Annotated in this window: 25 protein-coding genes; all 25 read right to left on the reverse strand. The window is 62.6% G+C overall.

Features of this window, described 5'->3' with window-relative positions; all coding sequences use genetic code 11:
• Position 1: 1 nt before the first annotated feature.
• Positions 2-391 carry a 30S ribosomal protein S11 gene (gene rpsK, locus AC5P6A_RS03220; protein WP_004145443.1) on the reverse strand — a complete coding sequence of 130 codons (390 nt, stop codon included), beginning with the start codon at positions 389-391 and terminating at the stop codon, positions 2-4.
• An 11-nt stretch (positions 392-402) separates the two neighbouring features.
• Complete coding sequence (rpsM, locus tag AC5P6A_RS03225; protein ID WP_004154500.1) at positions 403-759, reverse strand: 30S ribosomal protein S13; 357 nt, start codon at positions 757-759, stop codon at positions 403-405.
• Between the two features lie 347 nt (positions 760-1,106).
• Positions 1,107-2,474: a preprotein translocase subunit SecY gene (secY, locus tag AC5P6A_RS03230; RefSeq protein ID WP_005408215.1), complete on the reverse strand. Its 1,368-nt coding sequence runs from the start codon at positions 2,472-2,474 to the stop codon at positions 1,107-1,109.
• A 7-nt stretch (positions 2,475-2,481) separates the two neighbouring features.
• A complete protein-coding gene (gene rplO, locus AC5P6A_RS03235) occupies positions 2,482-2,925 on the reverse strand; it encodes a 50S ribosomal protein L15 (RefSeq protein WP_004154498.1) in 444 nt (147 codons plus the stop codon).
• A gap of 6 nt (positions 2,926-2,931) precedes the next feature.
• Entirely contained in the window at positions 2,932-3,123 is a 192-nt protein-coding gene (rpmD, locus tag AC5P6A_RS03240; protein ID WP_005408214.1) for a 50S ribosomal protein L30, read from the reverse strand.
• Positions 3,116-3,658 (reverse strand): 30S ribosomal protein S5, encoded by a 543-nt coding sequence (gene rpsE, locus AC5P6A_RS03245; RefSeq protein ID WP_004154496.1) that lies wholly within the window; start codon positions 3,656-3,658, stop codon positions 3,116-3,118. The genes rpmD and rpsE overlap by 8 nt, the downstream gene beginning before the upstream one ends.
• A gap of 161 nt (positions 3,659-3,819) precedes the next feature.
• On the reverse strand, positions 3,820-4,179 hold the full coding sequence (gene rplR, locus AC5P6A_RS03250; RefSeq protein ID WP_026346969.1) for a 50S ribosomal protein L18: 360 nt from the start codon (positions 4,177-4,179) through the stop codon (positions 3,820-3,822).
• 80 nt (positions 4,180-4,259) lie between these two features.
• Complete coding sequence (gene rplF / locus AC5P6A_RS03255) at positions 4,260-4,784, reverse strand: 50S ribosomal protein L6 (RefSeq protein ID WP_019659576.1); 525 nt, start codon at positions 4,782-4,784, stop codon at positions 4,260-4,262.
• A gap of 18 nt (positions 4,785-4,802) precedes the next feature.
• Positions 4,803-5,201, reverse strand: coding sequence for a 30S ribosomal protein S8 (gene rpsH / locus AC5P6A_RS03260; RefSeq protein WP_021204581.1), 399 nt, complete (start codon positions 5,199-5,201; stop codon positions 4,803-4,805).
• 258 nt (positions 5,202-5,459) lie between these two features.
• Positions 5,460-5,765 carry a 30S ribosomal protein S14 gene (gene rpsN, locus AC5P6A_RS03265; RefSeq protein ID WP_019659577.1) on the reverse strand — a complete coding sequence of 102 codons (306 nt, stop codon included), beginning with the start codon at positions 5,763-5,765 and terminating at the stop codon, positions 5,460-5,462.
• Positions 5,766-5,783: 18 nt separating this feature from the next.
• On the reverse strand, positions 5,784-6,326 hold the full coding sequence (gene rplE, locus AC5P6A_RS03270) for a 50S ribosomal protein L5 (protein WP_005415416.1): 543 nt from the start codon (positions 6,324-6,326) through the stop codon (positions 5,784-5,786).
• A gap of 11 nt (positions 6,327-6,337) precedes the next feature.
• Positions 6,338-6,655 (reverse strand): 50S ribosomal protein L24, encoded by a 318-nt coding sequence (gene rplX, locus AC5P6A_RS03275; protein WP_004154490.1) that lies wholly within the window; start codon positions 6,653-6,655, stop codon positions 6,338-6,340.
• A gap of 16 nt (positions 6,656-6,671) precedes the next feature.
• Complete coding sequence (gene rplN / locus AC5P6A_RS03280) at positions 6,672-7,040, reverse strand: 50S ribosomal protein L14 (protein ID WP_010483978.1); 369 nt, start codon at positions 7,038-7,040, stop codon at positions 6,672-6,674.
• Positions 7,041-7,052: 12 nt separating this feature from the next.
• The gene (gene rpsQ, locus AC5P6A_RS03285; protein ID WP_004154489.1) at positions 7,053-7,322 is read right to left on the reverse strand and encodes a 30S ribosomal protein S17; all 270 of its coding nucleotides are present in this window, start codon (positions 7,320-7,322) and stop codon (positions 7,053-7,055) included.
• Between the two features lie 11 nt (positions 7,323-7,333).
• Complete coding sequence (rpmC, locus tag AC5P6A_RS03290) at positions 7,334-7,519, reverse strand: 50S ribosomal protein L29 (RefSeq protein WP_004154487.1); 186 nt, start codon at positions 7,517-7,519, stop codon at positions 7,334-7,336.
• Positions 7,519-7,932 carry a 50S ribosomal protein L16 gene (gene rplP / locus AC5P6A_RS03295; RefSeq protein ID WP_004154486.1) on the reverse strand — a complete coding sequence of 138 codons (414 nt, stop codon included), beginning with the start codon at positions 7,930-7,932 and terminating at the stop codon, positions 7,519-7,521. Before rplP ends, rpmC begins: the two co-directional genes overlap by 1 nt.
• Before the next feature lie 5 nt (positions 7,933-7,937).
• Positions 7,938-8,672 (reverse strand): 30S ribosomal protein S3, encoded by a 735-nt coding sequence (gene rpsC, locus AC5P6A_RS03300; RefSeq protein ID WP_005415414.1) that lies wholly within the window; start codon positions 8,670-8,672, stop codon positions 7,938-7,940.
• Positions 8,673-8,690: 18 nt separating this feature from the next.
• Positions 8,691-9,026 (reverse strand): 50S ribosomal protein L22, encoded by a 336-nt coding sequence (rplV, locus tag AC5P6A_RS03305; protein WP_004145348.1) that lies wholly within the window; start codon positions 9,024-9,026, stop codon positions 8,691-8,693.
• A 12-nt stretch (positions 9,027-9,038) separates the two neighbouring features.
• Positions 9,039-9,308: a 30S ribosomal protein S19 gene (gene rpsS / locus AC5P6A_RS03310; protein ID WP_005415413.1), complete on the reverse strand. Its 270-nt coding sequence runs from the start codon at positions 9,306-9,308 to the stop codon at positions 9,039-9,041.
• Between the two features lie 6 nt (positions 9,309-9,314).
• Positions 9,315-10,142, reverse strand: a complete 828-nt coding sequence (gene rplB, locus AC5P6A_RS03315) for a 50S ribosomal protein L2 (RefSeq protein WP_004145339.1) — start codon at positions 10,140-10,142, stop codon at positions 9,315-9,317.
• A 10-nt stretch (positions 10,143-10,152) separates the two neighbouring features.
• Positions 10,153-10,452: a 50S ribosomal protein L23 gene (gene rplW, locus AC5P6A_RS03320; protein ID WP_004145338.1), complete on the reverse strand. Its 300-nt coding sequence runs from the start codon at positions 10,450-10,452 to the stop codon at positions 10,153-10,155.
• Positions 10,449-11,054, reverse strand: coding sequence for a 50S ribosomal protein L4 (rplD, locus tag AC5P6A_RS03325; RefSeq protein ID WP_019659578.1), 606 nt, complete (start codon positions 11,052-11,054; stop codon positions 10,449-10,451). The genes rplW and rplD overlap by 4 nt, the downstream gene beginning before the upstream one ends.
• Positions 11,055-11,066: 12 nt before the next feature.
• The gene (rplC, locus tag AC5P6A_RS03330; protein ID WP_004145336.1) at positions 11,067-11,717 is read right to left on the reverse strand and encodes a 50S ribosomal protein L3; all 651 of its coding nucleotides are present in this window, start codon (positions 11,715-11,717) and stop codon (positions 11,067-11,069) included.
• A gap of 11 nt (positions 11,718-11,728) precedes the next feature.
• Positions 11,729-12,040, reverse strand: coding sequence for a 30S ribosomal protein S10 (gene rpsJ, locus AC5P6A_RS03335; protein WP_005408208.1), 312 nt, complete (start codon positions 12,038-12,040; stop codon positions 11,729-11,731).
• A 332-nt stretch (positions 12,041-12,372) separates the two neighbouring features.
• On the reverse strand, positions 12,373-12,513 hold a 141-nt coding region (locus tag AC5P6A_RS03340; protein WP_487247787.1), incomplete at its 5' end, for an EF-Tu C-terminal domain-related protein.

The following is a 12,513-nucleotide window of genomic DNA, read 5'->3' on the forward strand; positions in this document are numbered from 1 at the left end:
TTTAGACGCGACGCTTCTTCGGCGGACGGCACCCGTTGTGCGGGATGGGCGTCACGTCGATGATGTTGGTGATCTTGTAGCCGACGTTGTTCAGCGAACGCACGGCCGACTCACGGCCCGGACCCGGGCCCTTGATGCGGACTTCCAGCGACTTCACGCCGTAGTCCAGCGCAGCACGACCGGCCTTTTCAGCAGCCACCTGGGCAGCGAACGGGGTCGACTTGCGCGAACCGCGGAAGCCAGCGCCACCGGAGGTCGCCCACGACAGAGCATTGCCCTGGCGGTCGGTGATGGTGACGATGGTGTTGTTGAACGAAGCGTGGACGTGGGCAACGCCGTCGGTGACGACGCGCTTGATCTTCTTCTTAGTCTTAGCAGCGGGCTTAGCCATTTCTCAGTCCCTTACTTCTTGATCGCCTTGCGCGGACCCTTGCGGGTGCGGGCGTTGGTACGGGTGCGCTGGCCACGCAGCGGGAGGCCACGACGGTGACGCAGGCCGCGGTAGCAGCCCAGGTCCATCAGGCGCTTGATCGCGATGCCGATCTCACGGCGCAGATCGCCTTCCACGATGTACTTGCCGACTTCGGCGCGCAGGCGCTCGATTTCCGGCTCCGACAGATCGCGGATCTTGGTGGTCGAAGCAACGCCTGCGACTTCGCAGACCTTCTTCGAACGGGTACGGCCGATGCCGTAAATGCTTTGCAACCCGACCCAGACGTGCTTCTGGGCTGGCAGGTTGACGCCTGCAATACGCGCCATGACGCGGTTCTCCAGCTGAGTGATGGCCGACAGCGCGCCTCGGGCACGCCAATCCGGCAGGATGGATCAAAAAAGTGAACTAGCGATACTAACAAGGTTCCGGTTTACATGGAAGCCCGTGAAACCACTGGTTTCATGAACCCGGCCTGGGGAGTGTGCCCAGGCTCCGGCGCCGGATGAGGTTGGACCCGGGGTATCCCCCGGGGCCGCCCGCGCTACTCCAGCGCGGGACCACCTCATCACACCCCCACCCGGAACCGCTGCGGGGGCCGCCCTTCGTTTGTGTGGCCGGAGTCCGCGAAGCGGAGGGACCATCACGTCAGGAAGACGAAAGTATAACAGGCCAATCAGCCGCGGGCAAAACCGCCGCGGTTGCCGCCCTTCAGGTTGGCCTTCTTCAGCAGGCTCTCGTACTGGTGGGACATCAGGTGCGCCTGCACCTGGGCGATGAAGTCCATCACCACCACCACCACGATCAGCAGCGAAGTACCGCCGAAGTAGAACGAGGCGTTCAGCTGCGTGCGCATCAGTTCCGGCAGCAGGCAGACGATCACCAGGTAGGCCGAGCCGGCCGCGGTCAGGCGGGTCAGCACGCCGTCGATGTAGTCGGCAGTGGCCTTGCCCGGACGGATGCCCGGAATCAGCGCGCCCGACTTCTTCAGGTTGTCGGCGGTTTCCTGCGAGTTGAACACCAGCGCGGTGTAGAAGAACGCGAAACCGGTGATCAGCGCGGCGAAGACGATCATGTGCAGCGGCTCGCCCGGGCCCAGGGCATTGGCGACCTTCTGCAGGACCTGGCCGAAGCTGCTCTGGTTGGCCGCCTGGCCGGACCACATGGCCAGGGTGGCCGGGAAGGCCAGCAGGCTCGAGGCGAAGATTGCCGGAATGACGCCGGCCATGTTGAGCTTCAGCGGCAGGAACGAGGTCTGGTTCATGTACGCGTTGCGACCGCCCTGGCGGCGTGCGTAGTTGACCGTGATCCGGCGCTGGCCACGCTCGACGAACACCACGAAGAAGGTGAAGGCGAGCACGACAATGGCGATCAGCAGCAGCTGGATGAACTGGATGTTGCCGTCGCGGTAGGCGTCGAAGGTGTGGATGATCGCACCCGGCAGGCCAGCGACGATACCGGCGAAGATGATCAGCGACACGCCGTTGCCGATGCCGCGCTCGGTGACCTGCTCACCGACCCACATCAGGAACATGGTGCCGGCGGTCAGCGCGACCACGGCGGTGAGCACGAAGCCCATGCCCGGCGCATACACGACCGGAGCGCCCGACGGCGAGACCTGGCCCTGCAGGGCCAGTGCGATCGAACCGCCCTGCACCACTGCCAGCAGCACGGCGCCGATGCGCGAATACTGGGTGATCTTGCGGCGGCCGGACTCACCTTCCTTCTGCATCGCCTTCAGGGCGGGGAAGATGTGCACGGCCAGCTGCATCACGATCGATGCCGAGATGTACGGCATCACGTTCAGCGCGAAGATGCTGAAACGGTGCAGGGCGCCGCCCGAGAACATGTTGAACATGTCCACGATGCCGCCGCCCTGCTGTTGCATCATGGCAAGCATGGCATCGGGATTGACGCCCGGCACCGGCACGTAGCAGCCGATGCGATAGACGATCAAAGCCCCGACGACGAACAGCAAACGTTGGCGAAGTTCAGTGAACTTGCCCATTCCGCCCGCGAGGTTACCGATGCCAGCTTGCGCCATGATTTTCTTACTCCGTTACGCTGCCGCCGGCAGCTTCGATCGCGGCCTTGGCACCCGCCGTGGCAGCAATACCCTTCAGGGTGAACGCCTTGGTCACTTCGCCCTTGACGACGACCTTGGCCTTCTTGGCAGTGCTCGGAACCAGCTTGGCAGCACGCAGGGCGGCGAAGTCGATCTCACCGGCCGGCAGCTTGTCCAGTGCGTACAGCAGCACTTCAGCGGTGTCCTTGGCGATCGGCGAACGGAAGCCGATCTTCGGCAGACGACGCTGCATGGGGGTCTGGCCGCCTTCGAAGCCAGCCTTGATCTTGCCGCCACCCTTGCGGGCGAACGAACCCTTGTGGCCGCGGCCGGCAGTCTTGCCCAGGCCCGAGCCGATACCGCGACCGACGCGGGTACGCTCGGTGCGGGCGCCCGGTGCCGGGCTCAGTTCATTGAGACGCAGAGTCATGGTCGATTACTCCTCAACCTGGACGAGGTACTGAACCTTGTTGATCAGGCCGCGCACCTGCGGGCTGTCCTTCAGTTCACGCACATCGTTGAGCTTGTTCAGGCCCAGCGCACGCACCGACAGGCGGTGACGCGACTGGGTGCCACGCAGGCCACGCACCAGGCGGACCTTGACAGTCTTGTTGGACTCATTAGCCATGGTTGAGTTCCTCCACCTTCTTGCCGCGCTTGGCCGCGATGCGAGCCGGCGACTGTGCAGCAGCCAGGCCCTTCACGGTGGCACGCACCAGGTTGATCGGGTTGCGCGAACCGGTGGCCTTGGCCAGCACGTTCTTCACGCCAACGGCTTCCAGCACGGCGCGCATGGCACCGCCGGCGATCACGCCGGTACCTTCCGAAGCCGGCTGCATGAACACGCGGGCTGCGCCGTGACCATCCTTGATGGTGTGCCACAGGGTGCCGTTGTTCAGGTCAACGCTGACCAGGTTCTTGCGGGCCTGTTCCATCGACTTCTGGATGGCAACCGGCACTTCGCGGGCCTTGCCATAGCCGAAACCGACCTTGCCTTCGCCGTCGCCGACGACGGTCAGGGCGGTGAAGGTGAACTGGCGGCCACCCTTGACGGTCTTGCTGACGCGGTTGACCGCGACCAGCTTTTCGATCATGCCGTCGTCGATCTTCTCTTCGCGGTTACGGTCGCGATCGCGACCCCGCTGCTGACGCTCTTCTGCCATGTTGATTCCTTGGTTGTTTGGGTATGTACGGCTCGAAGCCGCTTATGGTTGTGGCGTGACGCGTTGTTCCGGTGGGCCGCTGCAGAAGAGCGGCGCCGTCCAGCCTCACTCAGGCTGGCGAGCAGGTGGGCAGGAGGCCAATGGCCCCCTGCCCTTGTCCCTTAGAACTGCAGGCCGGCTTCGCGGGCGGCTTCTGCCAGGGCCTTGATGCGGCCGTGGTAGCGGTAGCCCGAACGATCGAAGGCAACCTTCTCGATGCCGGCGGCCTTGGCGCGCTCGGCAACGATGCGGCCAACCTTGGCAGCAGCATCGGCGTTCTTGCCGTTCTTCAGGCCTTCGATGACGTCGGCCTGGGTGGTGTTGGCAGCAGCCAGCACCTTGGAGCCGTCGGCGGTGAAGACCTGGGCGTACAGGTGCTGGCCGGTGCGCAGCACCGACAGGCGGGCGACGCCGAGCTCACGGATGTGGGCACGGGTCGACTTGGCGCGACGCAGGCGGGCGATGTTCTTGTTCATTTTGATTATTCCTTGAAAGCTGAAGGAAGAGCTTTTCCCTGAGAAGTCCGCACAGGGATGTGCGGGCTCTTGCGAGGGACTCGCGCTTATGCCTTCTTGGCTTCCTTACGGATGATGACTTCGTCGGAGTACTTCACGCCCTTGCCCTTGTACGGTTCCGGCTTGCGGAACGCACGGATCTTGGCGGCAACTTCACCGACGACCTGCTTGTCAGCGCCCTGGACCAGGATCTCGGTCTGGGTCGGGGTCGACAGCGTGATGCCTTCCGGCGCCACGAACACGACCGGGTGCGAGAAGCCCAGCGACAGGTTCAGGTCCTTGCCCTGCATGGCAGCGCGGTAACCCACGCCCACCAGCTCCAGCTTGCGCTCGAAGCCTTCGGACACGCCCTTGACCATGTTGGACAGGATCGCACGCACGGTACCGGTCAGTGCGACCAGGTCGGCGCTTTCGGTGCTCAGGGTGGCAACGCCGTTGTCGACGTTGATGGCAATACCGGCCGGCTTGGCCAGCGACAGGGTGCCCTTCGGGCCCTTGGCGGTGACGCTGTCCGACTGGACGTTCAGTTCAACCTTACCCAGGGTAATCGGCTTCTTGGCTACGCGGGACATAGTTCTACTCCTTTCGCCTTAGGCCACGAAGCACAGGACTTCGCCGCCGACGCCCAGCTGGCGCGCCTGCGCATCAGTCATGATGCCCTTGGAGGTGGAAATGATGGAGATACCCAGGCCGTTCATGACCTTCGGCAGCTCGCTCTTGCCGCGGTACTGGCGCAGGCCCGAACGCGAGAAGCGCTTCAGGGTCGCGATGACCGGCTTGCCTTCGAAATACTTCAGCACGATTTCCAGCTCGGACTTGTTGTTTTCCAGCTGGGTCACGCGCAGGTCGGCGATGTAACCCTCGTCCTTCAGGACCTGGGCGATCGCAACCTTGATCTTGGACGACGGGGCTTTCACCGTCTGCTTGCCCACCGCGGCCGCATTCTTGATGCGGACCAGCAGGTCGGCGATGGGATCAGTCATGCTCATATGAGTACCTTTGAGTGCACCGATATCCGCTTTCGCGAAAATCTGTTGTCTCCTGGAAACGGGCCAGGTCCCTTGATGCAGCGGGCCGGAAGCCCACTCCTACGACCCCGTTTGCGCAGGGCAAGACGCGGGAGTATACGCCAAAAGAGCCCGGCTTGCGCCGGGCTCCTCGGTTTTTTTGCGTCGGGAAAGCTGAATGCCTCCCCTGCCCGGTTCAGGAACCCCCGAAGGGGCTCCTGATCGCAGGGCCGGCTGGGGTTACCAGCTGGCCTTGCGCAGACCCGGCACGTCGCCACGCATGGTGGCTTCACGCAGCTTGTTACGGCCCAGGCCGAACTTGCTGTAGACGCCACGCGGACGACCCGACAGCTCGCAACGATTACGCTGGCGGCTCGGCGACGAATCGCGCGGCAGCTTGGCCAGCTTGGTTGCGGCCTCGATCTTCTCTTCGTAGGTCGCGTCCACGGAGGACACGATCTTCTTCAGAGCCGCACGCTTTTCAGCGTACTTCTTGGCCAGCTTTTCCCGCTTGATGTCGCGGTTGACCATGGAGGTCTTTGCCATTTCGGTTTCCTCGACAGATCAGTTACGGAACGGGAACTTGAACGCTGCCAGCAGCGCCTTCGCTTCCGCATCGGTCTTCGCAGTGGTGGTGATGGCGATATCCATGCCGCGGATCGCGTCGACGGCGTCGAAGTCGATTTCCGGGAAGATGATCTGTTCCTTCACACCCATGTTGAAGTTGCCGCGGCCGTCGAAGGAACGGCCGGAAACACCACGGAAGTCGCGCACGCGCGGCAGCGAGATGTTGATCAGGCGGTCCAGGAACTCGTACATCTTGTGGCGACGCAGCGTGGTCTTGCAGCCGATCGGCCAACCATCACGGATCTTGAACGACGCGACCGAGATACGCGACTTGGTGACAACCGGCTTCTGGCCGGAAATCTTGGTCATGTCCGCGACGGCGTTTTCCAGGATCTTCTTGTTGGTGGCAGCCTCGCCGACACCCATGTTCAGGGTGACCTTGACGAGCTTCGGTACTTCCATCGGATTGGTGTAGCCGAACTGCTTCATCAGCGCCGGCACCACTTCTTCCTTGTAGATCTTTTCGAGACGGGAAGTCATCTTCACATTCCTCAGGCGTCGAGCGCCTCACCGCTGGAGCGGAACACACGCAGTTTGCGTCCATCCTCCAGCACCTTGAAGCCAACGCGTTCGCCCTTGCCCGAAGCCGGGTTCAGCACGTTCACGTTGGAGATATGGATCGAAGCTTCGCGCTCGACCACGCCGCCGGCAACACCTGCCTGCGGGTTCGGCTTGGTGTGGCGCTTGACGATGTTCACGTTGGCGACGACCACACGGTCGCCGTCGACGCGGACGACTTCGCCCTGCTTGCCCTTGTCCTTGCCAGCGTTGACGACAACCTGGTCGCCCTTCTTGATACGGTTAGCCATGATTATCTCCTGTCGCTCACAGCACTTCGGGAGCGAGCGAGACGATCTTCATGAACTTCTCCGAACGAAGTTCACGGGTCACCGGCCCGAAGATACGGGTACCGATCGGCTCCTGCTTGTTGTTCAGCAGGACGGCCGCGTTGCCGTCGAAGCGGATCAGCGAACCGTCGGCGCGACGCACACCCTTGCGGGTACGCACCACGACGGCGTCATACACTTCACCCTTCTTGACCTTGCCGCGCGGAATCGCATCCTTCACGGTGACCTTGATGATGTCGCCGATGCCGGCGTAACGGCGCTTGGAACCACCCAGCACCTTGAAGCACATCACCTGCTTGGCACCCGAATTGTCCGCGACGTCAAGGTAGCTCTGCATCTGGATCATGATTCAGACTCCTTATTCAGCCGCACGCGTGATGACTTCCACCACGCGCCAGTTCTTGGTCTTGGACATCGGAGCAATCTCGGTCACGCGGACGACATCGCCTTCCTTGCAGGCGTTGTCGGCATCGTGGGCGTGCAGCTTGGTCGAGCGCTTGATGTACTTGCCGTACAGCGCGTGCTTGACCTGACGCTCAACCAGGACGGTAACCGTCTTGTCCATCTTGTTGCTGACGACACGGCCTTCGACCGTGCGCAGCGTCTTCTTTTCAGTATTGTCGCTCATAGCGGCCATCCTTACTTCGTGCTGCCGAGCAGGGTCTTGACGCGAGCAATCTCGCGACGGACCCGGCGAATGTCGTGGGTCTTCGGCAGCTGGCCGGTGACCTGCTGCATACGGACAGAGAACTGTTCCTTACGCAGGTCGATCAGGTGGGCCTTGAGTTCGTCAGCCGACTTTTCACGGAGAGTTTTGATATCCATCAGCGCACCGTACGGGTCACGAAAGTGGTGGTGACCGAGAGCTTGGCGGCGGCCAGGCGGAACGCCTCGCGAGCCACTTCCTCGGAAACACCCTCGATTTCATAGATCATGCGGCCGGGCTGGATCTGGGCCACCCAGTATTCCACGTTACCCTTACCCGAACCCATTCGGACTTCGATGGGCTTCTTGGTGATGGGCTTGTCGGGGAACACGCGGATCCACATCTTGCCGCCGCGCTTGACGTAGCGGCTGATCGAGCGGCGGGCCGCTTCGATCTGGCGCGCGGTCAGCTGACCGTGTGCGGTTGCCTTCAGGCCGTATTCGCCGAAGCTGACAGCGTTGGCGCTCCAGCTCAGGCCATCGTTACGGCCCTTGTGTACCTTGCGGTACTTGGTTCGCTTGGGTTGCAACATTGTCGTTACCTCGCTTCACGGGCCGGGCGCTGACGGTCACCACGGTCGCCGCGATCGTGACGATCGTTGCGCGACGGAGTGTCGTCCTGCTTTTCCTGGCCAACCTGGGAGAAATCGAAGACCTCGCCCTTGTAGATCCAGACCTTGATGCCGATGATGCCGTAGGTCGTCTTGGCTTCAGCGAAGCCATAGTCGATGTCGGCACGCAGGGTGTGCAGCGGCACGCGGCCTTCGCGGTACCACTCCGAACGGGCGATTTCTGCACCGTTGAGGCGGCCACCGACGTTGACCTTGATGCCCAGGGCACCCAGGCGCATCGCGTTGCCGACCGAGCGCTTCATTGCACGGCGGAACATGATGCGACGCTCCAGCTGCTGGGCGATCGACTCGGCAACGAGCTGCGCGTCCAGTTCCGGCTTGCGCACTTCGGTGACGTTGATGTGCGCCGGGACGCCCATCATCTCGCTCACTTCCTTGCGCAGCTTCTCGATGTCCTCACCGCGCTTGCCGATCACCACGCCCGGACGGGCGGTGTGGATCGTCACGCGAGCGGTCTTGGCCGGACGCTCGATCAGGATCTTGCTGATGCCGGCCTGGGCCAGCTTCTTGCGCAGCATGTCGCGCACTTTCAGGTCGGCTGCCAGGTAACCGGCGAACTCGGCCTTGTTGGCGTACCACTTGGAGTTCCAGTCCTTGGAAATGCCGAGGCGGATACCAATCGGATGAACTTTATGACCCATGGTCTTTTCCTTATCCGCTTACTTGGCGGCGCCCACAACCACAGTGATGTGGCTGGTGCGCTTGAGGATGCGGGTACCGCGGCCTTTCGCCCGCGCCATGAAACGCTTCAGGGTCGGACCTTCATCAACCATGATGGTCTGAACCTTCAGCTCGTCGACGTCGGCGCCCTGGTTGTTCTCGGCATTGGCAATAGCCGACTCCACCACCTTCTTGATCAGGTGGGCAGCCTTCTTGTCCGAGAACTTCAGCAGGTTGACCGCACGTTCGGCCGGCAGACCGCGCACCTGGTCAGCGACCAGACGAGCCTTCTGCGGGGAGATGCGCGCAGTGCGCAGGATGGCTTTCGCTTCCATTGTCATCTCTCCTTACTTGCCCGACTTCTTGTCACCACCGTGACCCTTGAAGGTCCGGGTGATGGCAAATTCGCCGAGCTTGTGGCCGACCATGTTCTCGTTGACGAGAACCGGGATGTGGTTCTTGCCGTTATGCACGGCAATGGTGATGCCTACCATGTCAGGCAGGATCATCGAACGGCGCGACCAGGTCTTGATCGGCTTCTTGCTGCCCGCAGCGGCCTCCACCTTCTTGACGAGGTGGTGATCGACGAACGGGCCCTTCTTGAGTGAACGTGCCATGGTCGATTAGCCCCTACGATCGCGGACGATGAACTGCTGAGTGCGCTTGTTATGGCGCGTCTTGTAACCCTTGGTCGGGACACCCCACGGGGTGACCGGATGCGGGTTACCCTGGCCGGCCTTGGCCTCACCACCACCGTGCGGGTGGTCAACCGGGTTCATGGCAGCACCACGAACGGTCGGGCGGACGCCGCGCCAACGCTTGGCACCGGCCTTGCCCAGCTTTTCCAGGCTGTGCTCGTCGTTGCCGACTTCGCCGATGGTGGCGCAGCACTCGACCGGCACCTTGCGCATTTCACCCGAGCGCAGGCGCAGGGTGGCGTAGATGCCTTCGCGGGCCACCAGCTGCACGGCCGCACCGGCGGCGCGGGCGATCTGAGCGCCCTTGCCGGGCTTCAGTTCGATGCAGTGGATGGTGGTACCGACCGGGATGTTGCGCAGCGGCAGGGTGTTGCCAGCCTTGATCGGGGCATCCGAACCAGCGATCACCTGATCACCGGCCTTCAGGCCCTTCGGGGCGATGATGTAGCGGCGCTCACCGTCGACGTAGCACAGCAGGGCGATGTGGGCGGTGCGGTTCGGATCGTATTCGATGCGTTCCACGCGCGCCGGGATGCCCAGCTTGTTGCGCTTGAAGTCGATGATGCGGTAGTGCTGCTTGGCACCACCACCGACGTGACGCACGGTGATGCGGCCATGGTGGTTACGACCACCCGAGCGGCTCTGCGACTCGACCAGGGCAGCGTGCGGAGCACCCTTGTGCAGGTCGGGAGTGACCACGCGCACGGCCGAACGGCGGCCGGGGGAAGTGGGCTTGAATTTCATCAATGGCATGGGATGTACCTCAGGCCTTGGCCGTTACATCGATCGACTGGCCATCGGCCAGGCGAACGTACGCCTTGCGCCAATCGCCGCGGCGGCCAGCACGGTTACGGAAGGACTTGTTCTTGCCCTTGACGTTGACCACGTTGACAGCTTCGACCTTGACGTCGAACAGCTGCTCAACCGCGGCCTTTACATCGGCCTTGGTGGCTTCGTTCGAAACTTCGAAGACATACTGGTTGGAGAGTTCCTGCAGGCGCGCGGTCTTTTCGGAGACACGCGGGGCACGCAGCACGCTGAAGATTTTTTCGTTGCTGTTCATGCCAGCCACTCCTCGACCTTCTTGACCGCGTCAGCGGTGATGACGACCGTGTCGGCACCCACCAGCGAGACCGGATCCAGGCCCTGGACGTCACGCACCTGCACGTACGGCAGATTGCGGGCGGACAGGTACAGGTGCTCGGACGCTTCTTCGGTGACGATCAGCGGGCGCTTGCCCACTTCCAGGCCGGCCAGCTTGGCGACCAGACCCTTCGTGTTGGTCACTTCGACGTCGAAGGACTCCACGATGGTCAGACGGCCCTGACGGTTCAGCTCGGACAGGATCGCGCACATGGCGGCACGGTACTGCTTACGATTGACCTTCTGCTCGAAGCTGCGCGGCTTGGCCGCGAAGGTGACACCGCCGCCGACGAAGATCGGAGCCGTCAGTGCGCCATGACGCGCGCCGCCGCCCTTCTGCTTCTTCGACTTCTTGGTGGTACCAGCCACTTCGGAGCGAGTCTTCTGTGCCTTGGTGCCGGCGCGACCGGCGTTGCGGTAAGCAACGACGACCTGGTGGACCAGATCTTCGCTGAAATCGCGACCGAACACGGCTTCGGAGACCGAGACCTTGTTGTTGCTACCCGTGATAACGAGTTCCATCGTCATCTCTCCTTATGCCTTGCTCGCCGGACGGACGATCACATCGCCACCGGCCGCGCCCGGAACGGCGCCGCGAACGGCGATCAGACCGCGCTCGACGTCGACCTTGACCACTTCCAGGTTCTGGGTGCTCTGCTGCACCGCGCCCATGTGGCCCGACATCTTCTTGCCCGGGAAAACGCGACCCGGGGTCTGGCGCTGACCCAGCGAACCCGGCGCGCGATGCGACAGCGAGTTACCGTGGGTTGCATCGCCCATACGGAAGTTGTGGCGCTTGATGGTGCCCTGGAAGCCCTTACCCTTGGTGACACCCTGGACGTCGACGATCTGGCCGACTTCGAAGATGTCCGCCTTGACTTCGCCGCCAACGGCGAAATCGCCGAGCTGCGCGTCTTCAACGCGGAATTCCCACAGGCCACGACCCGCTTCCACCTTCGCCTTGGCGAAGTGGCCGGCTTCCGGCTTGTTGACCAGGGCAGCGCGACGCGCGCCGACGGTCACCTGCACGGCGCTGTAGCCGTCGGTTTCGACGGTCTTGATCTGCGCGATGCGGTTCGGGGTTGCTTCGATCAGGGTCACCGGGATGGAGCGGCCATCTTCAGTGAACACGCGGCTCATGCCGGCCTTGCGGCCCACGAAGCCCAACGAATACTTCTTCGTCATGGTCGTAGTCCTCAGGTCAGCTTGATCTGAACGTCGACGCCGGCAGCCAGTTCGAGCTTCATCAGCGCGTCCACGGTCTTGTCATTCGGGTCAACGATATCGAGCACGCGCTTGTGCGTGCGGGTCTCGTACTGGTCACGCGCGTCCTTGTCGACGTGCGGGGAGACGAGAACGGTGTAGCGCTCGATCTTGGTCGGCAGCGGGATCGGGCCACGCACTTGCGCGCCGGTCCGCTTTGCCGTTTCAACGATCTCGCTGGCCGAACGGTCGATCAGACGATGATCGAACGCTTTCAGCCGGATCCGGATCTTTTGGTCCGCCATGGCGGTAGGTTCCTTCGTTAAAAGAGCGACAGACAAAGCCTCTGGGTTGCTTTGCCCCATGAAATTCCTGAATACGGACGGCCCACACTCCTGCAGGCCGACAAGGTCACTCCATAGACCTCAAAAACGTAGGCAGACCAGTTTCCCGGCCTGCCCAGACGTAGAAGCATAATGGCACACAAGGCAGCTGTCAACAGTCGCCTGTTGACGCCGCCTGAATGGCATTGACCCTTCCTGGTCCGGGGAACACAAGGCACATCCTGTGCCTGCTTTCCCATTTGATACGCCCCGATGCCCTACCCAGGCAACATCGGGGCGCAGATACTACCAGATTACTCGATGATCTTCGAGACCACGCCGGCGCCGACGGTGCGGCCGCCTTCGCGGATGGCGAAGCGCAGGCCTTCGTCCATCGCCACCGGGTTGATCAGGGTGACGACCATCTTGACGTTGTCACCCGGCATCACCATTTC

Source organism: Stenotrophomonas sp. YJH_SMC_20 (assembly GCF_059367845.1).